Below are 26,877 nucleotides of genomic sequence, written 5' to 3'. Positions count from 1 at the left end.
AAAATGACGAAAGATTTTTTTGTTCACGCCTCGCCATACAGTTATTGCATCGCTCCGGTACCTCCTGTTTTTGCCGACAGCAACAGGCCAAACAGGTTAACGCCAGGGCTCACCATGTAAAAACATGTACTTATTTGAGGATGAAAGGAATGCTAAAAGTTATTCAATCTCCAGCCAAATATCTCCAGGGCCCTGACGCTTCAACCTTATTTGGTCAATATGCTAAAAATCTGGCGGACAGCTTTTTCGTGATTGCGGATGACTTCGTGATGAAGCTGGCGGGAGAGAAGGTACTCAATGGCCTGCACAGCCACGACATTAGCTGCCACGCGGAACGCTTCAACGGTGAATGCAGCCATATTGAAATTAATCGCCTGATTGCCATTCTGAAACAGCACGGTTGCCGCGGCGTGGTTGGGATTGGCGGCGGGAAAACGTTGGATACCGCCAAAGCGATTGGTTACTACCAGAAGCTACCGGTGGTGGTGATCCCGACTATCGCCTCTACCGATGCGCCAACCAGCGCGCTGTCCGTTATCTATACCGAAGCCGGTGAGTTTGAAGAGTATCTGATCTACCCGAAAAACCCGGATATGGTGGTGATGGACACCGCAATCATTGCCAAAGCGCCGGTACGCCTGCTGGTGGCCGGGATGGGCGATGCGCTCTCAACCTGGTTTGAAGCGAAAGCCTGTTATGACGCCAGAGCGACCAGCATGGCGGGCGGACAGTCCACCGTAGCGGCGCTGAGCCTGGCGCGCCTGTGCTATGATACCCTGCTGGCGGAAGGCGAAAAGGCACGCTTTGCCGCGCAGGCTGGCGTGGTGACTGATGCGCTGGAGCGTATTGTCGAAGCGAACACTTACCTCAGCGGCATCGGCTTTGAAAGCAGCGGTCTTGCAGGGGCGCATGCTATCCACAACGGTTTTACGATTCTGGAAGAGTGTCACCATTTGTACCACGGTGAAAAAGTCGCCTTTGGCACGCTGGCGCAGCTGGTGCTGCAAAACAGCCCGATGGAAGAGATCGAAACCGTGCTGAATTTCTGTCAGAAAGTAGGCCTGCCGGTAACGTTAGCGGAAATGGGCGTGAAAGACGACATTGACGGCAAGATCATGGCCGTGGCCAAAGCGACCTGCGCGGAAGGTGAAACCATCCACAATATGCCGTTCCCGGTGACGCCTGAGAGCGTACATGCCGCGATACTGACGGCAGACCTGCTGGGACAGCAGTGGCTGGCGCGTTAATCAGTCGTCGGTAAGTTTTTATCCGGCATCTTCTCCCCCTCTGACAGTCTCTGCCGGAGGGGTTGTCTATGGTAAAACAGCGGAAAGGGATATGACGACGCACACTCAGGACATTGGGAAGGAAGTCTCTTCGGTCATTGCCCAGTCATGGCATCGTTGCAGCAAGTTTATGCAGCGGGAAACCTGGCAGGCGCCGCATCAGGCGCAGGGCCTGACCTTTGAGTCGATCTGTCGTCGCAAAACGGCGCTGCTGACGATTGCTCAGGCCGCGCTGGAAGATGCCTGGGAGTTTATGGACGGCCGTCCGTGCGCGTTGCTAATTCTGGATGAATCAGCCTGTATTCTCAGCCGTTGCGGCGATCCGCAGACGGTGGAGCAACTGGCGGAGCTCGGTTTTCGCGACGGCAGCTACTGTGCAGAAAGCATTATTGGCAGTTGCGCGTTGTCGCTGGCGACGATGCCGGGGCAGCCGACAAAAACCTCTGGCGATCAACACTTTAAACAGGCGTTGCATCCGTGGTCGTTCTGCTCTACGCCAGTATTCGATAACCATGGTCGACTGTTTGGCTCCATCTCGCTGTGCTGTCTGGTAGAGCATGAGTGCGTTTCTGATTTATCCCTGACGCTGGCGATTGCCAGAGAAGTCGGCAACTCATTGCTGACTGACAGCCTGCTGGCTGAATCCAACCGCCATCTGAACCAGATGTACGGGCTGCTGGAGAGTATGGATGATGGCGTGATGGCCTGGAACGAACAGGGCGTATTGCAGTTCCTCAATGCGCGCGCGGCGCTGCTTTTGCATCTCGACGCGCAGGCCAGCCAGGGGAAGAATATTAACGACCTGCTCAATCTCCCCATGCTGCTGCGTCGGGCGATCAAACATGCCCGCGGCCTGAATCATGTCGAAGTCACCTTTGAAAGCCAGCACCAGTTTGTTGATGCCGTCATCACCCTGAAACCGATTGTTGAAGAGCAGGGCAACAGCTTTATCCTGCTGCTGCATCCGGTGGAGCAAATGCGTCAACTGATGACCAGCCAGCTCGGCAAGGTGAGCCATACCTTTGAGCAGATGTCGACAGACGATCCAGAAACCCGACGTTTGATCCACTTTGGTCGTCAGGCGGCGAGGGGAAGTTTCCCGATCCTGCTGTGCGGGGAAGAGGGCGTCGGTAAAGAGCTATTGAGTCAGGCCATTCACAATGAAAGCGAACGCGCCAGCGGGCCGTATATCGCCGTGAACTGTCAGCTGTATGCCAACAGCGTACTGGGGCAGGATTTTATGGGCAGTGCGCCCACTGATGATGAAAACGGGCGGCTGAGCCGTCTTGAACTGGCGAACGGCGGCACGCTGTTTCTGGAAAAAATTGAATATCTGGCACCGGAGTTACAATCCGCGCTGCTGCAGGTGATTAAGCAGGGTGTTTTAACCCGCCTGGATGCCCGGCGGCTGATTCCGGTGGATGTCAAAGTGATCGCCACCACCACGGTTGATCTCGCGAATCTGGTGGAGCAAAACCGCTTTAGCCGTCAGTTGTATTACGCGCTGCACTCTTTTGAGATCGTTATCCCGCCGCTGCGGGCGCGGCGTAACAGTATTCCATCGCTGATTTATACGCGGTTGAATAGCCTGAAAAAACGCTTTTCATCCAGCCTGAAGATCGACGACGACGCATTGGCACAGCTGGTGGCCTATTCGTGGCCGGGTAATGATTTTGAGCTGAACAGCATTATTGAAAACATCGCCATCAGCAGTGATAACGGCCATATTCGGCTGAGCAATCTGCCGGATTATCTGTTTGGCGAACGTCCTGGTCTGGAAACGGCGTCTTCACTGCTGCCCGCCAGCCTGACCTTTACCGCCATCGAGAAAGAGGCGATTATCCATGCCGCCCGCGTGACCAGTGGGCGTGTTCAGGAGATGTCGCAACTGCTGAATATTGGTCGCACCACCCTGTGGCGTAAGATGAAGCAGTACGACATTGATGCCAGCCAGTTTAAGCGCAAACATCTGGAGTAGTTTCTTCGATTCTGGCCATCGAGAACAGCGCATCCGACAGCCGGTTGATATAACGCCTGGCCTCATCGCGTAACGTCAGCGTTCTGCCCATCGCGATGAGGATCCGCTCCAGCCGACGCGTCAGGGTTCGCGCAACGTGCAGCTGTGCCGATGCCAGATTTTTCCCCGGAATAACAAACTCTTTGAGCGGGCCGCTTTGCGCCATATTGCGGTCAATAAGCTGCTCCAGCGCCTGAATATCCTCTTCGCCAATACGCTGTTTTAAGCGTGTGAGTCCTTTCTGATCGCTGGCGAGTTCCGCCCCCAGTACGAACAGCATCTTCTGCATAGCGTGCAATTCCTGGCGTAGCTCGGCCTGGCGCGTGCTGGCATAGCAGACGCCAAGCTGGGAAATCAGTTCATCCACCGTGCCGTAGGCCTCAACGCGGATGTCGTCTTTATTGATACGGCTGCCGCCAAACAGCGCGGTCGTGCCGTTATCGCCGGTTCGGGTATAGATGCGGTACATTTATTTTATCTCGCTGAAGGGAAGAACTTTAACCAGTTGACCGGCATTGGCGCCGAGCGTGCGGATCTGTGCTGTCCCGGCGCGGGTATGCCCGCAGACCAGCGCCCGATCCTCGGGCAACTGGGCATGGGTTAAGGCAATATCACCGGTGGCGTTGAGACCGAGACCCACGCGCAGCGTCGAACTTTTGGCCGCCAGTTTGCCGAGCGCCAGCGCGCAGTCATGATCGTCGCAACAGATTGCCCGGCAGGGAACGCCTTGCTCTTCCAGCCCCCAACACAGCTCATCAAGCACGCGAGTACCCTGCCAGCGTGAGTGATAAAACAGGTGTACGCCCGGTGATGAAAGTGACATTGCGCCCCCTGCGTTATCAGAATGCCTGACGGAAGATCTCGGCAATTTCTTTCTCGTTCCCTTTGCGCGGGTTGGAGAAGGCGTTGCCGTCCTTCAGCGCCATTTCCGCCATATACGGGAAATCGGCTTCTTTGACGCCCAGATCGCGCAGATGCTGCGGAATACCGATGTCGGCGGAGAGGCGGGCAATAGCATGAATGGCCAGCTCGGCGGCATCCATGGTGGAGAGTCCGTCCGTGTTTTCGCCCATAAACTCTGCGATGTCGGCAAATTTTTCCGGGTTAGCGATCAGGTTATAGCGTGCTACGTGCGGCAGCAGTACGGCATTCGCCACGCCGTGCGGCATGTCGTAAAGACCGCCAAGCTGATGCGCCATCGCGTGAACGTAGCCGAGGTTGGCGTTGTTGAAGGCCATACCCGCCAGCAGGGAGGCGTAGGCCATGTTCTCGCGAGCTTTCAGGTTGCTGCCCAGCGCCACGGCCTGACGCAAGTTACGGGCGATCAGGCGGATCGCCTGGATAGCGGCAGCGTCGGTGACCGGGTTGGCATCTTTGGAAATGTAGGCTTCCACGGCGTGGGTCAGGGCGTCCATCCCGGTGGCCGCAGTCAGTGGGGCTGGTTTGCCGAGCATCAGCAGCGGATCGTTAATAGAGACCGACGGCAGGTTGCGCCAGCTGACAATCACAAACTTCACTTTGGTTTTGGTATTGGTCAGCACGCAGTGGCGGGTGACTTCGCTGGCGGTACCGGCGGTGGTATTCACCGCAACGATCGGCGGCAGCGGGTTGGTCAGGGTTTCAATCCCGGCATAGCTGTAGAGATCCCCTTCGTGAGTCGCCGCGATACCGATGCCTTTACCGCAATCATGCGGGCTACCGCCGCCAACGGTAACGATGATGTCGCAATGCTCTTTCCGAAAGACCTCCAGGCCGTCGCGCACGTTGGTGTCTTTGGGGTTTGGCTCAACGCCGTCAAAAACTACGACGTCAATACCGGCTTCACGCAGATGTGTGAGGGTTTTATCTACCGCGCCGTCTTTAATCGCCCGCAGACCTTTATCAGTGACCAGCAGCGCTTTTTTACCGCCCAACAGTTTACAGCGTTCGCCGACCACGGAAATAGCATTGGGGCCAAAGAAGTTCACATTTGGCACCAGGTAATCAAACATACGATAGCTCATAATATACCTTCTTAGATTTAAATTATAATTCAGAGAAACAATTCAATGCGGTTTCTGCTAATAATCTGTCTTGTTCGACGGTACCGCCACTTACGCCAACGGCACCGATTAATTTGCCGTTTAATATGACAGGTAAACCGCCGCCAAAAATAACAATTCGTTGTTGATTGGTGAGCTGCAAGCCATATAGAGAGGCACCTGGTTGTACCGCATCGGTAATTTCATGGGTACCCTGTCGCAGGCAGCAGGCGGTATAAGCTTTATTAAGAGAGATATCACAGCTGGTGACAAACGCGTCGTCCATACGTTGCATTAGCAGCGTGTTCCCGCCGTGATCCACCACGGAAAACACCACCGGAACGTTGATTTCAAGCGCTTTAGCCTCGACGGCCTGCGCCATTTTCTTTGCAGCCGCCAGCGTAATAGTGGCGATTTGTTGGCTCTTATTCACAGTCTCTCCTGAAAAGGTTGTAGGGCTGAGGTCACGAAAATATCGCGCAACAGCTATTTTTATCATTGGCTTTATCTTATTTTCTCGCCCCGCGTTATTAAGTCAATAGGGTGGGGATTTCAAAAATATTACGTTCAGTTTCCTGTTGTGGCGTTTATTGATAATGATCATTTAACCTCGTCACAATTCACGGTGAATATTCCTGAGCCGCGTTTCAATATGAAACGATGGTTTTTTATTACGTGCCAAATTGGAACGAAATTAATTTTATTTTTTTATTGTCCTGCTCATTTAGAGTTCGGCTATTGCTGATGAAAGGCGAATGCCGGGTGTTGTGTCCCCGGCAATACGGCCCGGCGTCCCTATTTTTTATCTTTTGAGTCCATAAACTATGAGAAGATCAAAACGATTCGAAGTGCTTGCCCAGCGGCCTGTAAATCAGGATGGGCTAATTGGCGAATGGCCTGAAGAGGGGCTGATCGCAATGGAAAGCCCTTACGATCCGGCTTCGTCGGTGAAGGTGGAAAATGGTCGTATTGTTGAGCTGGACGGCAAGAGCCGCGCCGAGTTCGACATGATTGACCGGTTCATTGCCGATTACGCGATTAACGTGCCCGAGGCCGAGCGCGCCATGCAGCTCGACGCGCTGGAGATCGCCAGAATGCTGGTGGATATCCACGTCAGTCGGGAAGAGATCATTGCCATTACGACTGCCATCACCCCGGCGAAAGCGGTGGAGGTGATGGCGCAAATGAACGTGGTGGAGATGATGATGGCGCTGCAAAAAATGCGCGCCAGACGCACCCCCTCCAATCAGTGCCACGTGACCAACCTGAAAGATAATCCGGTACAGATTGCTGCCGACGCTGCTGAAGCGGGGATCCGTGGCTTTTCCGAACAGGAAACAACGGTCGGGATCGCCCGCTATGCGCCGTTTAACGCCCTGGCGCTGCTGGTGGGGTCCCAATGCGGTCGCCCCGGCGTGCTGACGCAATGCTCCGTTGAAGAGGCCACAGAGCTGGAGCTGGGAATGCGCGGGCTAACCAGCTACGCCGAAACGGTGTCGGTATATGGCACTGAGTCGGTGTTTACCGATGGCGATGATACGCCGTGGTCAAAAGCGTTTCTTGCCTCGGCGTATGCTTCTCGTGGTCTGAAGATGCGCTACACCTCCGGCACCGGCTCGGAAGCGCTGATGGGCTATTCCGAAAGTAAATCGATGCTTTATCTGGAGTCGCGTTGCATTTTTATCACCAAAGGCGCGGGCGTACAGGGGTTACAAAACGGCGCGGTCAGCTGTATCGGCATGACCGGCGCTGTGCCGTCGGGGATTCGCGCGGTGCTGGCGGAAAACCTGATTGCCTCTATGCTCGACCTTGAAGTGGCCTCCGCCAATGACCAGACCTTTTCCCACTCCGATATTCGTCGTACTGCCCGCACCCTGATGCAGATGCTGCCGGGCACCGACTTTATCTTCTCCGGCTATAGCGCGGTACCGAACTACGACAACATGTTTGCCGGGTCGAACTTCGACGCTGAAGACTTCGATGATTACAACATTCTGCAACGCGATCTGATGGTTGATGGGGGCCTGCGTCCGGTCACGGAAGAGGAGACAATCGCCATCCGCAATAAGGCCGCACGCGCCATTCAGGCGGTGTTCCGCGAACTGGGCCTGCCGCTGATTAGCGATGAAGAGGTGGAAGCCGCCACTTACGCTCACGGCAGCAAAGATATGCCCGTGCGCAATGTGGTGGAAGATTTGGCTGCCGTGGAAGAGATGATGAAACGCAATATCACCGGGCTGGATATCGTCGGCGCGTTGAGTTCCAGCGGCTTCGAAGACATCGCCAGCAATATCCTCAACATGCTGAGGCAGCGTGTTACTGGTGATTACCTGCAAACGTCGGCCATTCTGGATCGTCAGTTCGACGTCGTCAGCGCCGTTAATGACATCAACGACTATCAGGGACCCGGCACCGGCTATCGCATCTCTGCTGAACGTTGGGCTGAAATTAAAAATATTGCGGGCGTGGTTCAGCCCGGCTCGATCGAATAAGGCGGTACACAGTGGAATGCACAACTGAACGTAAGCCGGTTTTCACCTTGCAGGTGAGTGAAGGCGAGGCGGCTAAAGCGGACGAACGCGTGGATGAAGTCGTGATAGGCGTCGGCCCCGCCTTTGATAAGTATCAGCACAAAACATTGATTGATATGCCGCACAAAGCGATTTTGAAAGAGCTGGTTGCCGGCATTGAAGAAGAGGGGCTGCATGCACGGGTGGTGAGGATTCTGCGCACCTCGGATGTTTCATTTATGGCATGGGATGCGGCAAATCTCAGCGGTTCTGGCATCGGGATTGGTATCCAGTCGAAAGGAACCACGGTGATTCATCAGCGCGATCTGCTGCCTCTGAGCAACCTTGAGCTGTTCTCTCAGGCTCCGCTGCTGACGCTGGAAACCTATCGCCAGATTGGTAAAAACGCCGCGCGCTATGCACGTAAAGAGTCGCCTTCGCCAGTGCCAGTGGTTAATGACCAGATGGTACGACCCAAATTTATGGCCAAGGCCGCGCTGTTTCATATCAAAGAGACCAAACACGTGGTGCAGGATGCTGCGCCTGTCACGCTGCATATTGCACTCGTAAGGGAATGACCATGAACGACAACATCATGACCGCGCAGGATTATCCATTAGCGACCCGCTGCCCGGAGAAAATCCAGACTCCTACCGGCAAACCGCTAACCGAGATTACCCTTGAGAATGTGCTGGCGGGCCGCGTAGGTCCGCAGGATGTGCGTATTTCTCAGCAAACCCTGGAGTACCAGGCGCAGATTGCCGAACAGATGCAGCGTCACGCCGTGGCGCGTAATTTCCGTCGTGCGGCGGAGCTTATAGCAATCCCGGATGCCCGTATTCTTGAAATTTACAACGCGCTGCGGCCGTTTCGTTCTTCGTTCGCCGAGCTTCAGGCCATTGCCGATGAACTGGAACATACCTGGCATGCCACGGTGAACGCCGGGTTTGTCCGCGAGTCGGCAGAGGTGTATCAGCAGAGAAACAAGCTGCGTAAAGGCAGCCAGTGACGGAGGTTGTATGCCGTTAATTGCTGGGATTGATATCGGCAACGCCACCACCGAAGTGGCGTTGGCGCAGCATGGCCGGTTTATCGCCAGCGGGATTGTCGCCACGACCGGTATGAAAGGTACACGGGACAATATTGCCGGGGTGGTGGCCTCCCTGCAGCAGGCGCTGAATAACACCCTATGGTCGCTTCAGGACGTGGCGAAAATCTGCATCAACGAGGCGGCACCGGTGATTGGCGATGTGGCGATGGAAACCATCACTGAAACCATCATTACCGAATCAACAATGATTGGGCATAACCCGCAAACGCCCGGCGGCGTTGGCGTGGGAATGGGAACTACCATCGCCGTGGAGAAGCTGGCGGCGTTGAGCGAAGATCGGTTTACCCAGGGCTGGATCCCGCTGGTCGGTGAGGAGAAGGATTTCCTCGAGGCGGTTTGGTTTATCAATGAAGCGCTGGATCGCGGGGTCAACGTGGTAGCGGCGATCCTGAAAAAAGATGATGGCGTGCTGGTGAACAATCGTCTGCGTCGAACAATGCCGGTGGTAGATGAAGTCACCCTGCTGGAGAAGGTGCCGGAAGGTGTGCTGGCGGCGGTGGAAGTGGCGGCCCCAGGACAGGTGGTGCGAGTGCTGTCGAATCCTTATGGCATCGCGACCTTTTTTACCCTGACGCCCGAGGAAACGCAAACCATCGTCCCCATCGCCAGGGCGCTAATTGGCAACCGTTCCGCCGTGGTGCTGAAAACCCCGCAGGGTGATGTGTGCTCAAGGGTGATCCCGGCGGGTAAGATCTTTATCCGCGGCGAAAAGCGCGGCGGTGAAGCCGACGTAGCGCAAGGCGCACAGGCCATTATGCAGGCGATGAGCACCTGTGCGCCCGTGTGCGATATTCGTGGTGAAGCAGGTACGCATGCAGGTGGCATGCTGGAGCGGGTGCGTAAGGTGATGGCCTCGCTGACCGGTCACGACATGAACGCGGTGTATATTCAGGATATGTTGGCGGTGGATACGTTTATTCCGCGCAAGGTGCAGGGCGGTATTGCCGGGGAGTGTTCAATGGAGAACGCCGTTGGCATTGCGGCGATGGTGAAATCCGATCGCTTACAGATGCAGGCCATCGCCAGTGAGCTGAGCGCCCGGTTAAATATCCCGGTTGAAGTCGGCGGAGTGGAGGCCAACATGGCTGTCGCCGGTGCGTTAACAACGCCCGGATGTGCTGCACCGCTGGCGATCCTCGATTTAGGCGCAGGCTCCACCGATGCCGCCATTATCAATAGCGATGGCGTTGTGAAAGCGGTCCATCTGGCTGGCGCGGGGAATATGGTCAGCCTGTTGATTCAAACCGAGCTGGGCTTAAGCGATCCGTTTCTGGCGGAGGAAATTAAAAAATACCCGCTGGCAAAAGTGGAGAGCCTGTTCAGCATTCGCCACGAGAACGGCGCGGTGGAGTTTTTTCGCGAACCGCTCAGTCCGTCAGTGTTTGCCAAAGTCGTTTATCTGAAAAACGGCGAGTTGATCCCCGTAGATAACCAGACCTCACTGGAAAAAATTCGGTTGGTGCGCCGACAGGCCAAAGAGAAGGTTTTTGTGACCAACTGCCTGCGCGCTTTACGCCAGGTGTCACCCGGCGGCTCTATTCGCGATATGACTTTTGTGGTGCTGGTGGGCGGCTCCTCGCTGGATTTCGAAATCCCGCAGATGATCACCGACGCGCTGGCGCATTACGGCGTGGTTGCCGGACAGGGCAACATCCGTGGTACCGAAGGGCCGCGTAATGCGGTAGCGACCGGGCTGGTTTTGGCCGGGATAGCGAATTAATCGTGCAGAAAACAGCCGCCGCAAGCGTTTAGCTGCGGGGTAAATCAAATAAAGGTGATGTTCTCTTTGATATCCCGGCGGAGTTGGGTACATAGTATAAATGTGTCTCTCACGTGGTTAATTTTAAGGATAAGAGCATGCCAACAGCAATTGAGAAAGCATTGGATTTTATTGGTGGTATGAACACTTCGGCGTCAGTACCCCATTCAATGGATGAAAGTACCGCTAAGGGAATCTTAAAGTATTTGCATGACTTAGGTGTGCCAGCAAGTCCGGAAGCTGTGATGGCACGGGGTGAGCAGGAGGGATGGAATCCCGAGTTCACGAAAAAAGTGGCCGGATGGGCAGAAAAAGTGGCCTCCGGTAACCGCATCCTTATCAAGAACCCAGAGTATTTTTCAACCTATATGCAGGAGCAGCTCAAAGAGCTAGTTTGAGCTGACTATCGAATCAAACTCTAACGGACGTTTCCATCTCTGGATGGCAACGTCCAGAGGGGGACAGTGACAAGCTTGTTGCTGGACAGAGGCATCCCGTAATATATCTTCAGGCCCCGCCTGCCGTATTCTTCCCGGCTCTTATTTCACATTTTGGTGCGAACAGATATTGATTTGTTCCAGCAGGAATCCTTTTGGCTCGCGCCAACAGCTACGGAAGAACCCCCAAAAAAAAGGACCTGCGATTTCTCGCAAGTCCTTGAATCTTGGTGGCCCCTGCTGGACTTGAACCAGCGACCAAGCGATTATGAGTCGCCTGCTCTAACCACTGAGCTAAGGGGCCGTGGCGGTGGATTATAAAGTAACTCCGCGTTGCAATCCAGACATAAGCGTACGGATGCTGTTTTTATAAACAATGTATTTTCAGTCCGTTATACTTGTTCCTCTGATGTATTGATGGGAGTAATTATGGTTAAGGACATACTGGCGCCGGGGCTGCGGGTGGTGTTTTGCGGCATCAATCCGGGGTTGTCTTCCGCAGGTACAGGATTCCCCTTTGCACATCCCGCTAATCGCTTCTGGAAGGTCATCCATCAGGCGGGATTTACCGATCGCCAGCTCAAACCCGAAGAGGCACAACACTTGCTGGACTTCCGTTGCGGGGTGACTAAATTTGTCGACAGACCGACGGTGCAAGCCAATGAAGTGAAGCTACAGGAGATGCGCAACGGCGGCCGTAAGCTCATGGAGAAAATAGAGGAGTATCAGCCTGCCGCACTCGCAATCCTTGGGAAGCAGGCATTTGAGCAGGGCCTCAGCCAGCGTGGGGCGCAGTGGGGAAAACAAACGCTGACTATTGGCGCGACGCAAATATGGGTTTTGCCGAATCCCAGCGGGTTAAGTCGGATTACTCTGGATAAACTGGTGGAGGCGTATCGGGAAGTGAATGACGCCCTGGCCAGGCGGGGACTATAAAGAAAAACGCCACCTTGCGGTGGCGTTTATGCTTATGCGGCGAGATTAATCGTCGAGGAAGCTACGCAGCACTTCAGAGCGGCTCGGGTGGCGCAGTTTACGCAGCGCTTTCGCTTCGATCTGACGGATACGTTCGCGGGTAACGTCGAACTGTTTACCGACTTCTTCCAGCGTGTGGTCGGTATTCATATCGATACCGAAACGCATACGCAGAACTTTCGCTTCACGGGCGGTCAGGCCAGCCAGAACGTCGTGCGTTGCGGCACGCAGGCTCTCGGTGGTAGCAGAATCCAGCGGCAGCTCGAGGGTGGTATCCTCGATGAAATCACCCAGATGCGAATCTTCATCGTCGCCGATCGGCGTTTCCATGGAGATAGGCTCTTTAGCGATCTTCAGCACTTTACGGATCTTGTCTTCCGGCATCAGCATGCGTTCAGCCAGCTCTTCTGGCGTCGGCTCGCGGCCCATCTCTTGCAGCATCTGACGGGAGATACGGTTGAGCTTGTTGATGGTCTCAATCATATGTACCGGGATACGGATGGTACGTGCCTGATCCGCGATCGAGCGGGTGATCGCCTGACGGATCCACCAGGTTGCATAGGTAGAGAACTTGTAACCACGACGGTATTCAAACTTATCAACCGCTTTCATCAGACCGATGTTACCTTCCTGAATCAAATCCAGGAACTGCAGACCACGGTTGGTGTATTTCTTGGCGATAGAGATAACCAGACGTAAGTTCGCTTCAACCATCTCTTTTTTCGCACGGCGGGCTTTCGCTTCACCGATGGACATGCGACGGTTGATGTCTTTAACCTGCTCGATGGTCAGGCCGGTTTCTTCTTCAATCTGCTGCAGTTTCTGCAGTCCGCGGTGAACGTCATCTGCCACGTCGTGCAGTTTTTCAGACCACGGTTTGTTCATCGCGATTGCCGCGTTGAACCAGGTTTCGCTGGTTTCGTTGCCAGTGAACAGGGTGATGAAGTTTTTCTTCGGCATTTTGCACTGCTCAACGCAGAGCTTCATGATCAGACGTTCCTGAGTACGCACGCGGTCCATCATGACGCGCATGCTGTTTACCAGGTAGTCGAACTGCTTCGGCACCAGGCGGAACTGTTTGAACACTTCAGACAGCTTCTGAATTTCTTCCTGCGCGGCAGCATGGCTGCGGCCTTTCGCTTTGATGGTGTCGCGAGTGATTTCGTACTGAGTACGCAGTTCACCGAATTTTTCACGCGCTAATTCAGGGTCGATGCTGTTGTCGTCATCGCTGCTGTCGTCGTCATCTTCTTCATCTTCGTCTGCATCGTCATCCATCTCTTCCTGAGAGAGCTCAGAACCGACGTGTGTCGCCGTTGGCGCCATGTCTTCTTCCGCGTTCGGATCGACAAAGCCGGTGATCAGATCGGAAAGACGCGCTTCTTCAGCTTCTACACGATCGTATTGCTCAAGCAGGTAGGTGATGGCTTCCGGGTATTCGGCAACGGAGCATTGAACCTGGTTAATCCCGTCTTCGATGCGTTTAGCGATGTCGATTTCGCCTTCACGGGTTAACAGTTCAACGGTACCCATTTCACGCATGTACATGCGGACCGGGTCAGTTGTACGACCGATTTCGGACTCAACGCTGGACAGAACCTGGGCAGCCGCTTCTTCCGCGTCTTCATCGGTGCTGTTGGAGGTTTCAGCAAGCAGCAGATCATCGGCATCAGGTGCTTCTTCCATCACCTGAATACCCATGTCATTGATCATTTGGATGATGTCTTCGATTTGATCTGAATCGACGATATCTTCCGGCAGATGGTCATTGACCTCGGCATAGGTCAGATAGCCTTGCTCCTTACCACGTTGGACAAGTAGCTTCAGCTGTGACTGCGGGTTTTGCTCCATAAGACGGTATCCACACTTAATTCGTTTGATTGGTGTTGGGCGGTAAAACCGCCAACGGCAAAACGAGGGCATACTTATATTTTGCCGCTGCCTCTCCGTGCGGCTGTCGGGGGCTTCCCGAGCGATATTCGGCAGTTAAGCCGTTAAATACTTTTGTCTTTCTGTTATTTCTTGGCCAGTTCCTGGTTCAGCGTCCAGAGTTCCCGGCGTTCTTCGCTGCTTAAACCGTGTGTGCGCTCACGAGCTATCAACTCTTCCTGGCGCAGCTCAAGCATCGAATCAAACATATGGTTGAGTGAGTCGGTGAAGGTTTTTTCTGCGATATCTTTATCTGCTATATCGTCCCACATCGACAGTTTTTCAAGGGTCGCAGCATCATTTGTGCCACGATAGTGTTCTAAAAGTTGTCCGGTGGTCAGACCTGGCTGAGCCAGACAAGTGTTGACCAGTTCTCTGAATAAGCCAAGTCCAGGCAGCTTATTGCTATCCAGTGCGCCTAACGGCGGAACCAGCGGGGCGAGACCCGGGTTCTGTACCAGCAACCCTATAAGTATACGCATGGTCGTACGTTTTAGCTGTGGAACAGGGCGGGAAGCCCCATTTTCTGCCAGTTTTGGCATTAAACGTTCAAGCTGACTGTCATCCAGAATGCCGAGCTTGTTTCCCAACTCCTGTCGCAGATAAATGCGCAACGTTTCGCCTGGTACCTGAGTAATCAGCGGTAATGCCAGCGTGCTGAGCTGTGCGCGTCCGTCCGGGGTACTCAAATCCACCTGTGGCATCAGGCTGTTAAATAAAAACGCGGAGAGCGGCAGCGCCTGCTCCATCCGGGCTTCAAAGGCCTCCTTCCCTTCTTTACGCACCAGCGTATCGGGGTCTTCGCCGTCAGGTAAAAACATAAAGCGTAGCTGGCGTCCGTCTGTCATATAGGGCAGTGCGGTTTCCAGCGCGCGCCATGCTGCGTCGCGTCCGGCACGGTCACCGTCGTAACAGCAAATTACGTTGTTCGTCGCGCGGAACAACAACTGGATGTGATCGGCGGTGGTTGACGTCCCAAGGGATGCCACAGCGTAGTTAATGCCGTATTGCGCCAGCGCCACCACATCCATATAGCCTTCTACCACTAACAGGCGCTGCGGATCGGCGTTATCCTGCTGGGCTTCATAAAGGCCATACAGCTGGCGACCTTTATGGAAAATATCGGTTTCCGGGGAGTTGAGATACTTCGGCAGGGCATCGCCCAGCACGCGTCCACCAAAACCAATGACTCGACCACGTTTGTCGCGGATGGGGAACATCACCCGTTCGCGGAAGCGATCGTAACTGCGTCCCTGATCGTTGGTGACCAACATTCCCGCATCGACCAGCGATTTACGATTCTCAGCATTGCCGCCAAACCGTTTCAGGACGTTGTCCCAGCCGGGGGGCGCAAAACCAATAGCAAAACGGGTGATAACGTCGCTACTTAATCCTCGCTTTTCCAGGTACTGGCGCGCGGGGGTAGCGGCGGGTTGCATCAAAGACTGTTGATAAAAAGTGTTCAGGCCGTCCATCAATTGATAAAGGCTTTGCCGTTGATGGCGCTCTATCTGACTAGGGCCACTGCCTGCTTCATAGGGCACTTCAAGGTTGTGCATTGCGGCCAGTTCTTCGACGGTTTCCACAAACTCGAGCTTGTCGTAGTTCATGAGAAAGTCGACGGCGTTGCCATGTGCGCCACACCCAAAGCAGTGATAAAACTGTTTCTCACCGTTTACGGTGAAAGAGGGGGTTTTTTCGTTATGGAACGGACAGCACGCGTGATAATTTTTGCCCTGCTTCTTCAGCTTTACCCGCGCGTCGATGAGATCGACAATGTCGGTTCTTGCCAGCAGGTCATTTATAAATACGCGTGGAATTCGTCCAGCCATATGCCCCGTTTATTTTTTTATGACTTATATACACAAAATCATTCAAGATGCTTCAAGACGGCAAGGGAGCGAATCCTCAGGAGCGTACATCAGTACGTGACTGGAGGGAACGACTGCAGCCAACGCAGAGGCAGCTTGAATGATGACGCGTATAAACGAAAACAAGCCGCGCATTCCTTCCGGAAGCACGGCCTTACAACTACAACTCTGTCTGAATTGAGAGCCTTGGCTCTCAATGGATTAGTACAGACGAGTACGGCGTGCGTTTTCGCGAGCCAGTTTCTTCGCGTGACGTTTCACAGCAGAAGCTTTAGCGCGCTTACGTTCAGTAGTCGGTTTTTCATAGAACTCACGACGACGAACTTCCGCCAGAACACCTGCTTTTTCGCATGAACGCTTGAAGCGACGCAGTGCTACGTCGAACGGCTCGTTTTCACGTACTTTAATTACCGGCATGTAACTCTCACCTTTATAAATTCGGTTTGCCGCTGGCATCAACGCCAGCTTATTTCAAAATGGTGCGGAATTTTACTGCAATTGCTGCTGCTTTGTAAAGCACCGACGCGATTTTGAAAGGGACTTTTATAAGGATAAGGAGTATACACGAGCGGAACTCCTGGGGCGAACAAAGTTTTACATCAACCCGCATTGGTCCTACACTGCGCGGTAATAGAGCGAGGTAAAACAAGTCATGCGTGTACTGGGTATTGAAACATCCTGCGATGAAACCGGCATCGCCATTTACGACGATGAAAAAGGTCTTTTAGCCAACCAATTGTATAGTCAGGTGAAATTACACGCTGACTACGGCGGCGTAGTGCCAGAACTGGCCTCGCGCGATCACGTACGTAAAACCGTACCGCTGATCCAGGCCGCGCTGAAAGAAGCGGGACTGACGGCAAAAGAGATTGATGCGGTGGCGTATACCGCAGGTCCTGGTCTGGTTGGCGCGCTGCTGGTCGGCGCAACCGTAGGACGTTCGCTGGCGTTCGCCTGGGGCGTACCGGCAATTCCTGTACACCATATGGAAGGGCATCTGCTGGCGCCGATGCTGGAAGATAATCCCCCTGCTTTCCCGTTCGTTGCGCTGCTGGTTTCCGGCGGTCACACGCAACTGATCAGCGTCACCGGTATTGGGCAGTATGAATTGCTGGGTGAATCGATAGATGATGCTGCTGGTGAAGCGTTCGATAAAACGGCCAAGCTGCTGGGGCTGGATTATCCTGGCGGCCCAATGCTGTCAAAGCTTGCATCGCAAGGCGTTGAAAAACGCTTTGTCTTCCCGCGCCCGATGACCGACCGTCCGGGTCTGGATTTCAGCTTCTCCGGCCTGAAAACTTTCGCCGCGAATACCATTCGTAATAACGAAAATGACGATCAGACGCGTGCAGATATCGCCCGTGCGTTTGAAGATGCTGTGGTTGATACGCTGATGATCAAGTGTAAACGCGCGCTGGATCAAACCGGTTTTAAACGTCTGGTGATGGCGGGGGGCGTGAGCGCTAACCGTACGCTGCGTGCAAAACTGGCCGAGATGATGCAAAAGCGTCGTGGCGAAGTGTTTTACGCGCGTCCGGAATTTTGCACCGATAACGGGGCGATGATCGCCTACGCGGGCATGGTGCGTTTTAAAGCGGGTGCAACGGCGGATCTTGGCGTGACCGTGCGTCCTCGCTGGCCGCTGGCGGAATTACCGGCGGCATAAGCACATAATATTGTAGGCCCGGTAAGCGTAGCGCCACCGGGCAATACTCTACTCCCGCAGCATCCCTTTCTCTTCCAGAAACGCGATAATTTTTTCCAGACCCTCTCCGGATTTTAAATTACTAAACGTCCACGGACGCTCGCCGCGCATGCGTAGGGTATCGCGCTCCATCACCTCCAGCGAGGCGCCCACGTAAGGGGCCAGATCGGTTTTATTGATCACCAGAAAATCAGATTTGGTGATCCCCGGGCCACCCTTACGCGGGATCTTCTCACCTTCGGCAACGTCGATCACATAGATTGTCAGATCCGCTAATTCCGGGCTGAAGGTGGCGCTCAGGTTATCGCCGCCGCTTTCCACAAAAATCAGATCCAGATTGCCGAATTTCTCGCTCAGCGCCTCAACGGCGGCCAGATTCATCGACGCATCTTCACGGATAGCGGTGTGCGGGCAACCGCCGGTTTCCACGCCGACGATCCTGTCTGGCTCCAGTGCGCCTGCTTCGGTGAGAATGCGCTGATCTTCTTTGGTATAGATATCGTTGGTTACCACCGCCAGTTGATAGCTGCTGCGCATGGATTTGCATAACGCTTCCAGCAGCGCCGTTTTGCCGGAGCCAACCGGGCCGCCAACGCCCACGCGCAGGGGATGCTTGTTGTTACTCATTTTTTCTCCTCAGGAGCGGAATAATCGGGAATATTGGGTTTCATGCCGGGCAGATGCGATGGCCGCCAACGGGGTTGCGGAGCCGAGGCTGGCGTCAGGACACGCCAGCGCCTGTGCCAGACCTTGCGCATACCGATTGCAGAGCGCAATGATCAAACGCTGGGCCGCCTGCTGCCCAAATGGAACCAGTTTGACGCCAGCCATCACTGCGCTCTCAATCCAGCTGTAGCCGAGGCTTAATGCCAGCTCCGTCAGGGGGATTTTCCAGCGCACGCCCAGCCAGGCCATACCGCAGAGTTGGCTGTCGACAAAGAGCGCGCGCCACTCCCGCGAGCAATCTGCTTCCCAGTCGGTGACCAGCCGAGTAAACGCCGCGCCCCGACTGCGTTCTTCATCCCGTAGTTCGCGGGTTTCCCGACAGGCCAACAGGTAAGCGCTCCAGCGGCGTGCTGCAGCGAGATCGTCCTGCTCGCAGGCGCGATACAGTCTCGCCAGTAGCGGTAGGTCGACGGTAAAGAAGTTCTGCTCCATCTGCTGGATTTGCCAGTCAGAGAAGTCATCGGCGCTTTTCACCCAGCCGATTTCAACCGCCCACTCCAGACCCTGGGACCAGGTAAACGACCCCACCGGGAGAGCGCTGCTGGCGAGCTGCATCAGACGCAGCTGTTGGATGTTATGCATCAGTGCGCATGGGCGTGATGATGCCCGTGTGATTCACTGGCATAAGCGCCTGCTTCCGGTTCAAACGGTAGTTGAGCAAACGTCACCTCCAGGCTGAACTGGCGCAACATGGCGTCCAGCACATGATCGTGATGGTAGCGCAACTCATCCGGCAGAATTTGCAGCGGAACGTGGCGATTGCCGAGGTGATAACAGGCTTTGGCGAGCAGGAAAGGATCGGCGCAGCGCACCACGGAAACTGACTCCGGCGCGGCGATCACTTCGATCACCTCGCTGCCATCTTCGGTGGTCAGCAGATCACCACTGCGTAACAGCAAACCGCGCGGAAGCATTAGCCCGGCTTCGCGACCGTCGTTCAGCGTCACTCTGGCACGGCTTTTTACTCGCATATCAATGGGTAGCGTGACGCTTGCGGTGACGCGGTGGGCGTGGTCAAGGCGTAGGGTCAGGTAGATCATCGTCACTCCTCAAAACAGGAAATAGCGTTGCGCCATCGGCAAAACGTCTGCCGGTTCGCTGGTGATTAGTTCGCCATCAATGCGCACCTCATAAGTCTGAGCATCGACGGTAATATTGGGTTGCAGGCCGTTGTGGATCATGTCGGCCTTTTTCACCGTCCGACAGCCTTTGACGACGGCGATGGCGCTTTGCAAATTGAGCTGCTGCGGGATGTTTTGCGCGTTAGCGGCCTGCGAAATAAAGGTCAGCCGAGTACGATGCCGCGCCGCGCCAAGTGCGCCGAACATCATGCGGTAATGCACCGGCTGCGGGGTGGGGATCGAGGCGTTGATATCGCCCATCGGCGCACAGGCGATCATCCCGCCCTTTACGATCGTCGCTGGTTTTACGCCAAAAAAGGCTGGGGACCACAGCACCAGATCGGCCAGTTTGCCAGGCTCAACGGAGCCAACTTCGTGGGCGATGCCGTGGGTTAGCGCCGGGTTGATGGTGTATTTGGCGACGTAGCGTTTAACGCGCTGGTTGTCGTTGTCGCCTGTTTCTTCTGCCAGCGGACCACGCTGAACCTTCATGCGGTGCGCCACCTGCCAGGTGCGCAGGATCACTTCGCCCACGCGCCCCATCGCCTGTGAATCGGACGAGGTCAGGGAAAACGCGCCAATGTCATGCAGCACATCTTCGGCAGCGATCGTTTCCCAGCGAATGCGTGATTCGGCAAAGGCCACGTCTTCGGCGATATCCGGATCGAGGTGGTGGCAAACCATCAGCATGTCGAGATGCTCGTCGATGGTGTTGACGGTATAGGGCAGCGTCGGGTTAGTGGAGGAGGGCAGAATATTCGGATGCGCGCAGGCGGTGATGATATCTGGCGCATGGCCGCCGCCCGCGCCTTCGGTGTGGAAGGTATGAATGGTGCGATCGCCAATCGCCGCCAGCGTATCTTCAACGAAACCGGATTCATTGAGCGTATCGCTGTGCAGCGCCACCTGGATATCCATCTCCTCTGCTACTTCCAGGGAACAGTTGATGGCGGCTGGCGTAGCGCCCCAATCTTCATGGATTTTCAGGCCAATGGCGCCCGCGGTGATTTGCTCGCGCAGGGCGTCAGGGCTTGAGCCGTTGCCTTTACCCAGCAAACCGATGTTAACCGGCAAGGCGTCTGCCGCCTGCAGCATGCGCGCGATGTACCACGGACCCGGCGTGCAGGTGGTGGCGTTAGTTCCTGCTGCCGGGCCGGTGCCGCCGCCGATCATCGTCGTTACGCCGGAAACCAGCGCCTCCTGTGCCTGCTGTGGACAGATCCAGTGAATATGCGTATCCACGCCGCCCGCGGTGACGATCTTGCCTTCCCCGGCGATGACTTCAGTTCCCACGCCTATCGGGATCGTGACGTCGGGCTGAATATCAGGATTACCCGCTTTGCCGATGGCGAAGATCCTGGCGTCCTTGATGCCGATATCCGCTTTCACGATCCCCCAGTGATCGACGATCAGCGCGTTGGTTATCACCAGATCCACACACGCTTGCGCGCGCATTTGTCCCTGACCCATGCCGTCGCGGATCACTTTCCCGCCGCCGAATTTGACCTCTTCGCCGTAGGTGGTGAAGTCTTTTTCCACCTCAATCCACAGCTCGGTATCCGCCAGGCGTACCTTATCGCCGGTGGTTGGGCCAAACATGTCGGCGTACGCCTGCCGTGAAATTTCACTCATCATTTGCCTCCAGCGCGCCCATCACTTCGCTGCGAAAACCCACGATCCTTTGTGCGCCAGCGACGTGCACCAGTTCGACTTCGCGTTTTTGTCCCGGCTCAAAACGTACCGCCGTGCCCGCAGGAATGTTTAGACGAAAGCCGCGTGCAGCCCGCCTGTCAAAGCGCAGCGCCGGGTTCACCTCGGAAAAGTGATAATGCGATCCCACCTGGATGGGTCTGTCGCCATGGTTTTCCACCACGATCGTACAGGTTTCCCGCCCCTGATTGAGCGCGATATTGCCTTTGGCTATCTGATATTCACCAGGGATCATTGCCGCTCCTTAAACGATCGGGTTGTGGACGGTGACCAGCTTTGATCCGTCCGGAAACGTCGCTTCAACCTGAATATCTGGGATCATCTCCGGAACGCCTTCCATCACCTGATCGCGGCGCAGGACGTGACGCCCGTCTTCCATCAGCGAGGCCACGGTTTGACCATCGCGTGCCCCTTCCATGATGAAAGCGCTAATTAGCGCCACCGATTCCGGATAGTTCAGCTTCAGCCCGCGGGCCAGGCGACGTTCTGCCACCAGCGCGGCGGTAAACAGCAACAGCTTGTCTTTTTCTCTGGGGGTCAGTTCCATACGGGGTCTCTTAGGTTTGCCAGATTCGCGGCAGTACGGGCGGTTTGTGTGTCAAAAGCGGGCGCAGAAATTGCCAAATGTCACGCATAACGCGCTGAACAATCAGGTTGTCGTCGGCAAGAAAGCGGATCGTCAGCAGTGAGTCGTTAAGCGTTGCCCCGGCGTAATCGCCAAGCGGTGTCAGCCGCTCGCGCGTGCCTTCCAGCATGTTTTCAGTGGCCGGATAACACAGCAACGTGCCGACCCAGGGATGGTGCGCGACGCCGCTCAGCTCCCCCTTCTGCAACTGCAAGCGCTCTATCAGCAGCGGCTGCCCATTTCGCCATACTTCCAGACGGTTTTGCAGCGAGCCGTGGCTGAAGGACTCCTGCATAACCGGTCGCCCGAGACACAGCAGATCCCAGGCCAGCAGTCGACTCTCTGACGCGATGTGAAAGACGGACTGGATAGTGGCGTTGGCGCCAGGAAAGAGGATCGTATCCTGGGGGAGCCACTCCAGCGTGGCGTGCGGCGCGAGCGTGAAATGTTGGCGCAGCAACGCCTGCGGCCCACCGCTGCGATAAAACTTTCCCGCGCCGGGCTGGGTGATTAACGCATGGCTGTTTTCGTTGAGAGTTACGGCAATGTGTAGTTCATCCCCGCCGACGATCCCCGCGGGTGGATGAAGCAAATAGAGGTGGCAGACGTCCTCTTCCGGGTAAAACGGACGCTGAACCGTCAATGGACCATGATGACGCGCCGAGGCGAGCACCGTGTTGTGCCCAGTGCGGATGAAATGCAGATCCAGTTCGGCCTGCCAGCCCCGTGTGAGTGTCTCGTGCGCAACCGTGTCCAGAGCGTTTCCCTTATCAGCATGAGGGTGTTTGCATACAAAAAAGTATGCCTCAGCACATCGGGAAATCGATCATATGAGAAGCTTATGGATGAAGGGGCGACAATATGCCGCCCCAATGGGGTTTTACAGTAAAACGAGGGGCATCCAGACCAGACCGGTAATCACCAGCAGCACAAGGAAAATCAGGCCAAAAATAGCACCGAGTCGCCAGTAATCTACCGTCGGCAAATAGCCGCTGCCGTAGTAGATAGGGCTAGGACCGGTGGCATACGGGGTCAGAATGCTGCCGAGACCAATGGCTGCGCCGACCATCAGGCAGAAGACCGGAAGTGGGATTTCCGGCATCGCCAGCGCGGCGGCAATCATCATCGGTGCCAGGGCGGAGGTATACGCCGTGGCGCTGGCAAAGAAGTAGCGCAGCAGATAGAACACCACAATGAGCGCCACCATCACCATCATCGGCGAATAGCCGCTCAACCCGTGTGCCAGCAGCTTGCCGAACCAGGTAATAAAACCGGTGTTATTGAGCCCGGTCGCCAGCGTTATCAGCGAGGCCAGCCAGAAAAAGACGTTCCACGCGGCTTTATTACTGACGATGTCATCCCAGCTAATGATGCGCAGTACCAGCATCAACGCCACTACGCTGTATCCGACCATCGCAGCGTCAATGTAATCGCCGCCGAAGATCCACAGCACCAGTGCGCCGACCATCAGCACCAACATCTTTTTCTCGCGTGCGCAGAGCGGTCCCATTGCTTTTAGCTCTGTATCCGCCCAGCGCGGAACCTGATCGCCGGATTTCAGTACCGGTGGATACAACACGTACGCCAGCCAGGGCACAATCAGCACCAGTAAAATACTCAGCGGCAGCATGCCTAAGAACCAGTCTCCCCAGCTCAGCGCCGTGTGGGACGCGCCTTTCATCAGGCCGATTAACAGCAGGTTCGGCGCCATCGCCGTTAAGAAAATGGCGCTGGTGACGCAGTCGGCGACAATGCCCATCCACATAATGTACGAGCCAATGGAGCGAGAACTGGCGCTATTGGGCTGCGAGTTATACAACGGCGGCAGGTTGCGGATAATCGGGTAGATTATTCCGGCCCCGCGCGCGGAGTTGGACGGCGTGACGGGAGCGAGGATAAGTTCAGAGAACATCACCGCATAGCCGAGAAACAGCGTCCGGTGCCCCATCTTTTTCACCAGCATCAGCGCGATACGCCGACCGAGCCCGGTTTTCTCATAGCCGGTACCAAACATAAAGGCCGCGAAGATAAGCCAGATTACCGAGTTTGAAAAACCTGATACCGCCCATGACAGCGATTTGGCGGTAAATTTAAAACCGTCCTGCGCGAGTTGCTCCGGGCTGAACAGCAGCCACGGTGAAAGGACGGCGATGATCGAAATGCCAATCATCGCTACCACCGCGCCCGGTACAGGTTCCAGAATAAGCCCCACAATCACACCGGTAAAAACGGCAAAATAGAGCCAGGTGTGGCTCTCAAGGCCGTTGGGGACGGGCAGTACAGCAATAATGGCGATGACCACCAGCGGAGCCAGGTATCGCCACCAACCAGCTAAAGGTGCCATTGTTGTATCCCTACGAAAGGGGAGAGGCGTAGCGCCTCTCCGGGAGGGTTATTTGATGTAGTGCACGTGCTCGCAGATTTCATCGACGATAGGATCGCGACGTTCAGCGAACAGCTTTTTGTTTTCGGCGATCAGGTTATTGCCGTGGGTATCGATGGAAACGATCAGCGGGCCGAACTCTTTAACCCGACATACCCACAGGGATTCCGGCATGCCAAGTTCGGTCCAGTGTACCTCTTCGATCTCTTCGACCTGGGTTGCCGCCACGACCGCACAGCCTGCCGGGAAGATTACGTGCAGCGCTTTAAACTGCTTGCAGCCTGCTTCCGTTAGCGGTCCCATGCCGCCCTTGCCGACCACCAGTTTGACGCCCGTCTGCTCGATAAAGTCTTTCTCAAACGCTTCCATACGCATGCTGGTGGTTGGGCCAACGGAGACCATCTCCCATTTTTCACTGTTCTTACGTACGATGGGCCCCGCGTGGAAAATGGCTTTGCCGTTCAGGTCATAAGGAATCGGGCGCTTCAGTTCGATCAGGCGGCGGTGACACACGTCACGGCAGGTCACCAGCGTACCGGTCAGGTAGATGACATCGCCAACGCGAATGTCGGCCAGATCTTCGGCTTTGATCGGGGTTGTGAGGATCTTTTTCATAACGCGCTCCGGGTGTGAGACAGGTTTTCGAAGGAGAGGTCAGCATGAACCAACAGCGTGCCGCGACGGTGTGCCCAGCAGCCGGTAGAAACGGCAACGCCGATAGTCGACGGATGGCGTGCGGCGGATTCGATATGCACGCCCATCACCGAGCTATTCCCGGTCAACCCTTGCGGGCCAATGCCCAGATGGTTCAGCCCTTCTTCAAGACGCAGTTCCAGTTCGGCCGCTTTTGGATTCGGATGACGTGATCCGATAGGACGTAGTACTGCTTTACGAGAAAGGACGGCGGCGGTTTCCACGGAGGTGGCAATACCTACGCCCACCAGCACCGGCGGGCAAGCGTTGACTGCCAACGTGGAGATATTTTCGAAGACAAATTTCACCACGCCCTCGTAGCCTTCAGAAGGCATTAACACTTTCGAACGTCCCGGCAGCGTACAACCGCCGCCTGCCATGTAGACTTCGATTTCCGCGTCGTCGTTATCAGGGATGATGTCCCAGGTGACCCACGGCACACCGGTACCGGTATTTTTGCCGGTATTCACTTCGTCAAAAATCTCGACCGCGTTATGGCGCAGCGGCGCTTTTACCGTGGCGTCTTCAACGGCCTGTTTCAGGATGCTTTGCAGTTCGCCCAGCAGCGGAAAACGGGAGCCGACCTTCACAAAGAACATAATCTCGCCGGTGTCCTGACAGGCCGGACGGTTCAGGTCGATAGCTTTCTGCATGTTGTCAAACATGGTGTGGTAGATGATTTTACCCATCGGCGAAGTTTCGCCTTCACGCAGCTGTTTTAATTTATCTACGACGTCGTCAGGCATGCGGGTAGAAATCATGGCGGTAAAATCGGCGACAATGTTTGTCAGCGTAGTTATCGCATTTTGGTTATTTTGATTGCTCATCTTGTTAACTCCAGTTCTTTTATTTATCTGGAAATAAATTCTCCGCCACAAACTACCACTAAAAATGTGGTTTTATATTATTTGCCACTGTGAATATCCAATTAACAGATCGTGAATGATGTTCAGATAAGCAATAAAAATTGCGCAAAGGCAGGGTTTAATACGCATGAGGGAATTACACTGCGGTTAACAACTTTACGGATATACCGATCATGCTGAACACGTATCCCCTCGCGAAAGACCTGCAGGTCCTGGTTGAAATTGTTCATAGCGGCAGTTTCAGTGCCGCCGCCGCGGCGCTGGGCCAAACGCCCGCGTTTGTGACGAAACGCATTCAGATCCTTGAGTCCACGCTGGGGACGACGCTGCTAAGCCGCTCCGCGCGCGGCGTGACACTCACGGAGAGTGGTCAACGTTGTTATGAGCATGCGCAGGCTATTCTTGCGGGCTATCAGCATCTGGTCGATGACGTCACGCAACTCAAAACACGCCCGGCAGGGATGATTCGTATCGGCTGTAGCTTTGGCTTTGGGCGCAGTTATATTGCACCGGCTATTACCGAACTGATGCATAGCTATCCTGAATTACAGGTGCATTTTGAACTTTATGATCGGCAAATTGATTTGGCGCAGGATAATATCGATTTGGATATTCGTATTAATGACGAGATTCCGGATTATTATATTGCGCATTTGTTAACGAAAAATAGAAGAATATTATGTGCAGCGCCGACGTATTTACAAAAATATGGTGAGCCGACAACGCTGCAGGAATTAAGTCGTCATGATTGCCTGGTCACTAAAGAACGCGATATGACCCACGGGGTGTGGGAGCTGGATAACGGTCAGGAGAAAAAGTCGGTCAAGGTGGCGGGACATCTCTCCTCTAACAGCGGCGAGATTGTGTTGCAGTGGGCGCTACAGGGAAAAGGGATTATGCTGCGTTCCGAATGGGACCTGCAGCCGTTTCTGGCAAGCGGTGAACTGGTGCGCGTGCTGCCGGACTATGCGCAAAGCGCCAATATCTGGGCGGTTTATCAGGAGCCGCTGTATCGCAGCGTGAAGCTTCGGGTGTGCGTGGAGTTTCTGGCGACGTGGTGCCAGCACCGATTAGGCAAACCGGTAGAGGGGTATCACATTCCCCACGCCGGATAAGACGCTGTTGCGTCGCT

Annotated in this window: 27 protein-coding genes and 1 tRNA gene; 10 read left to right on the top strand and 18 right to left on the bottom strand. The window is 55.1% G+C overall.

The features are described from left to right. The first annotated feature begins 149 nt into the window (after positions 1-149). Positions 150-1,247 (top strand): glycerol dehydrogenase, encoded by a 1,098-nt coding sequence (locus OGV52_RS17535; RefSeq protein ID WP_016154586.1) that lies wholly within the window; start codon positions 150-152, stop codon positions 1,245-1,247. Between the two features lie 91 nt (positions 1,248-1,338). Beyond that, positions 1,339-3,264: a dihydroxyacetone kinase operon transcriptional regulator DhaR gene (gene dhaR, locus OGV52_RS17530; protein ID WP_049283291.1), complete on the top strand. Its 1,926-nt coding sequence runs from the start codon at positions 1,339-1,341 to the stop codon at positions 3,262-3,264. Here dhaR and OGV52_RS17525 read toward each other — a convergent pair. From OGV52_RS17525 to OGV52_RS17510, 4 genes are read right to left on the bottom strand one after another with little or no spacing between them, the layout of a single operon-like run. Further along, on the bottom strand, positions 3,242-3,772 hold the full coding sequence (locus OGV52_RS17525; RefSeq protein ID WP_049283290.1) for a cob(I)yrinic acid a,c-diamide adenosyltransferase: 531 nt from the start codon (positions 3,770-3,772) through the stop codon (positions 3,242-3,244). The genes dhaR and OGV52_RS17525 overlap by 23 nt on opposite strands. Next, positions 3,773-4,126 (bottom strand): glycerol dehydratase reactivase beta/small subunit family protein, encoded by a 354-nt coding sequence (locus tag OGV52_RS17520; RefSeq protein ID WP_049040240.1) that lies wholly within the window; start codon positions 4,124-4,126, stop codon positions 3,773-3,775. Positions 4,127-4,142: 16 nt separating this feature from the next. Next, a complete protein-coding gene (gene dhaT / locus OGV52_RS17515; RefSeq protein ID WP_016157511.1) occupies positions 4,143-5,306 on the bottom strand; it encodes a 1,3-propanediol dehydrogenase in 1,164 nt (387 codons plus the stop codon). Positions 5,307-5,328: 22 nt separating this feature from the next. Further along, positions 5,329-5,757, bottom strand: a complete 429-nt coding sequence (locus OGV52_RS17510) for a GlcG/HbpS family heme-binding protein (RefSeq protein ID WP_003828504.1) — start codon at positions 5,755-5,757, stop codon at positions 5,329-5,331. Positions 5,758-6,148: 391 nt separating this feature from the next. Here OGV52_RS17510 and OGV52_RS17505 point away from each other — a divergent pair, with 391 nt between their 5' ends. The 5 genes from OGV52_RS17505 to OGV52_RS17485 all read left to right on the top strand — a co-directional run bounded on the left by OGV52_RS17505 (position 6,149) and on the right by OGV52_RS17485 (position 11,102). Next, entirely contained in the window at positions 6,149-7,816 is a 1,668-nt protein-coding gene (locus tag OGV52_RS17505) for a propanediol/glycerol family dehydratase large subunit (RefSeq protein WP_287108853.1), read from the top strand. A gap of 11 nt (positions 7,817-7,827) precedes the next feature. Beyond that, positions 7,828-8,412: a propanediol/glycerol family dehydratase medium subunit gene (locus OGV52_RS17500; protein ID WP_016154579.1), complete on the top strand. Its 585-nt coding sequence runs from the start codon at positions 7,828-7,830 to the stop codon at positions 8,410-8,412. Between the two features lie 2 nt (positions 8,413-8,414). Continuing rightward, positions 8,415-8,843: a diol dehydratase small subunit gene (locus OGV52_RS17495; protein ID WP_016154578.1), complete on the top strand. Its 429-nt coding sequence runs from the start codon at positions 8,415-8,417 to the stop codon at positions 8,841-8,843. A 10-nt stretch (positions 8,844-8,853) separates the two neighbouring features. Further along, the gene (locus OGV52_RS17490) at positions 8,854-10,665 is read left to right on the top strand and encodes a diol dehydratase reactivase subunit alpha (protein WP_287108852.1); all 1,812 of its coding nucleotides are present in this window, start codon (positions 8,854-8,856) and stop codon (positions 10,663-10,665) included. 113 nt (positions 10,666-10,778) lie between these two features. Next, positions 10,779-11,102, top strand: coding sequence for a DUF1889 family protein (locus OGV52_RS17485; RefSeq protein ID WP_071524484.1), 324 nt, complete (start codon positions 10,779-10,781; stop codon positions 11,100-11,102). A 267-nt stretch (positions 11,103-11,369) separates the two neighbouring features. On the opposite strand, the gene OGV52_RS17480 is transcribed toward OGV52_RS17485, so the two are convergent. Continuing rightward, positions 11,370-11,445, bottom strand: a tRNA-Ile gene (locus OGV52_RS17480). A 125-nt stretch (positions 11,446-11,570) separates the two neighbouring features. On the opposite strand from OGV52_RS17480, the gene mug reads away from it, so the two are divergent. Further along, entirely contained in the window at positions 11,571-12,077 is a 507-nt protein-coding gene (gene mug / locus OGV52_RS17475; protein ID WP_131380122.1) for a G/U mismatch-specific DNA glycosylase, read from the top strand. A gap of 45 nt (positions 12,078-12,122) precedes the next feature. Here mug and rpoD read toward each other — a convergent pair whose 3' ends face one another. The 3 genes from rpoD to rpsU all read right to left on the bottom strand — a co-directional run bounded on the left by rpoD (position 12,123) and on the right by rpsU (position 16,333). After that, the gene (rpoD, locus tag OGV52_RS17470; RefSeq protein ID WP_016154549.1) at positions 12,123-13,967 is read right to left on the bottom strand and encodes an RNA polymerase sigma factor RpoD; all 1,845 of its coding nucleotides are present in this window, start codon (positions 13,965-13,967) and stop codon (positions 12,123-12,125) included. A 164-nt stretch (positions 13,968-14,131) separates the two neighbouring features. Further along, positions 14,132-15,877 carry a DNA primase gene (dnaG, locus tag OGV52_RS17465; RefSeq protein WP_019077713.1) on the bottom strand — a complete coding sequence of 582 codons (1,746 nt, stop codon included), beginning with the start codon at positions 15,875-15,877 and terminating at the stop codon, positions 14,132-14,134. A 240-nt stretch (positions 15,878-16,117) separates the two neighbouring features. Then, positions 16,118-16,333: a 30S ribosomal protein S21 gene (gene rpsU / locus OGV52_RS17460; protein WP_001144069.1), complete on the bottom strand. Its 216-nt coding sequence runs from the start codon at positions 16,331-16,333 to the stop codon at positions 16,118-16,120. 235 nt (positions 16,334-16,568) lie between these two features. Here rpsU and tsaD point away from each other — a divergent pair, with 235 nt between their 5' ends. Beyond that, on the top strand, positions 16,569-17,582 hold the full coding sequence (gene tsaD, locus OGV52_RS17455) for a tRNA (adenosine(37)-N6)-threonylcarbamoyltransferase complex transferase subunit TsaD (protein WP_003024694.1): 1,014 nt from the start codon (positions 16,569-16,571) through the stop codon (positions 17,580-17,582). Positions 17,583-17,630: 48 nt separating this feature from the next. Here the strand turns inward: tsaD and ureG are convergent, their stop codons facing one another. The 10 genes from ureG to ttdA all read right to left on the bottom strand — a co-directional run bounded on the left by ureG (position 17,631) and on the right by ttdA (position 25,706). Then, a complete protein-coding gene (ureG, locus tag OGV52_RS17450; protein WP_016154547.1) occupies positions 17,631-18,248 on the bottom strand; it encodes an urease accessory protein UreG in 618 nt (205 codons plus the stop codon). Between the two features lie 9 nt (positions 18,249-18,257). After that, positions 18,258-18,929 (bottom strand): urease accessory protein UreF, encoded by a 672-nt coding sequence (locus OGV52_RS17445; RefSeq protein WP_016154546.1) that lies wholly within the window; start codon positions 18,927-18,929, stop codon positions 18,258-18,260. After that, positions 18,929-19,387: an urease accessory protein UreE gene (ureE, locus tag OGV52_RS17440; protein WP_049283286.1), complete on the bottom strand. Its 459-nt coding sequence runs from the start codon at positions 19,385-19,387 to the stop codon at positions 18,929-18,931. Before ureE ends, OGV52_RS17445 begins: the two co-directional genes overlap by 1 nt. Positions 19,388-19,396: 9 nt before the next feature. Further along, on the bottom strand, positions 19,397-21,100 hold the full coding sequence (gene ureC / locus OGV52_RS17435; protein ID WP_287108885.1) for an urease subunit alpha: 1,704 nt from the start codon (positions 21,098-21,100) through the stop codon (positions 19,397-19,399). Next, the gene (locus OGV52_RS17430; protein ID WP_200052138.1) at positions 21,093-21,413 is read right to left on the bottom strand and encodes an urease subunit beta; all 321 of its coding nucleotides are present in this window, start codon (positions 21,411-21,413) and stop codon (positions 21,093-21,095) included. The genes ureC and OGV52_RS17430 overlap by 8 nt, the downstream gene beginning before the upstream one ends. A gap of 9 nt (positions 21,414-21,422) precedes the next feature. Then, positions 21,423-21,725, bottom strand: coding sequence for an urease subunit gamma (locus tag OGV52_RS17425; RefSeq protein ID WP_016154542.1), 303 nt, complete (start codon positions 21,723-21,725; stop codon positions 21,423-21,425). Positions 21,726-21,735: 10 nt separating this feature from the next. Next, entirely contained in the window at positions 21,736-22,560 is an 825-nt protein-coding gene (locus OGV52_RS17420) for an urease accessory protein UreD (protein WP_200108289.1), read from the bottom strand. 123 nt (positions 22,561-22,683) lie between these two features. Continuing rightward, entirely contained in the window at positions 22,684-24,147 is a 1,464-nt protein-coding gene (locus OGV52_RS17415) for an anion permease (RefSeq protein ID WP_141875664.1), read from the bottom strand. Positions 24,148-24,195: 48 nt separating this feature from the next. Further along, the gene (gene ttdB, locus OGV52_RS17410) at positions 24,196-24,801 is read right to left on the bottom strand and encodes a L(+)-tartrate dehydratase subunit beta (protein ID WP_047499219.1); all 606 of its coding nucleotides are present in this window, start codon (positions 24,799-24,801) and stop codon (positions 24,196-24,198) included. Further along, on the bottom strand, positions 24,798-25,706 hold the full coding sequence (ttdA, locus tag OGV52_RS17405; protein ID WP_141875663.1) for a L(+)-tartrate dehydratase subunit alpha: 909 nt from the start codon (positions 25,704-25,706) through the stop codon (positions 24,798-24,800). Before ttdA ends, ttdB begins: the two co-directional genes overlap by 4 nt. Positions 25,707-25,918: 212 nt before the next feature. On the opposite strand from ttdA, the gene ttdR reads away from it, so the two are divergent. Continuing rightward, complete coding sequence (gene ttdR, locus OGV52_RS17400; RefSeq protein WP_016154537.1) at positions 25,919-26,860, top strand: L-tartrate utilization transcriptional activator TtdR; 942 nt, start codon at positions 25,919-25,921, stop codon at positions 26,858-26,860. Positions 26,861-26,877 lie beyond the last annotated feature (17 nt).

Origin of the sequence: Citrobacter sp. Cb041, assembly GCF_030336655.1 — a bacterium.
GTDB lineage: Bacteria > Pseudomonadota > Gammaproteobacteria > Enterobacterales > Enterobacteriaceae > Citrobacter > Citrobacter braakii.
The sequence above is the reverse complement of the archived record's forward strand: the minus strand, read 5'-3'. Positions and strand labels throughout refer to the sequence as shown.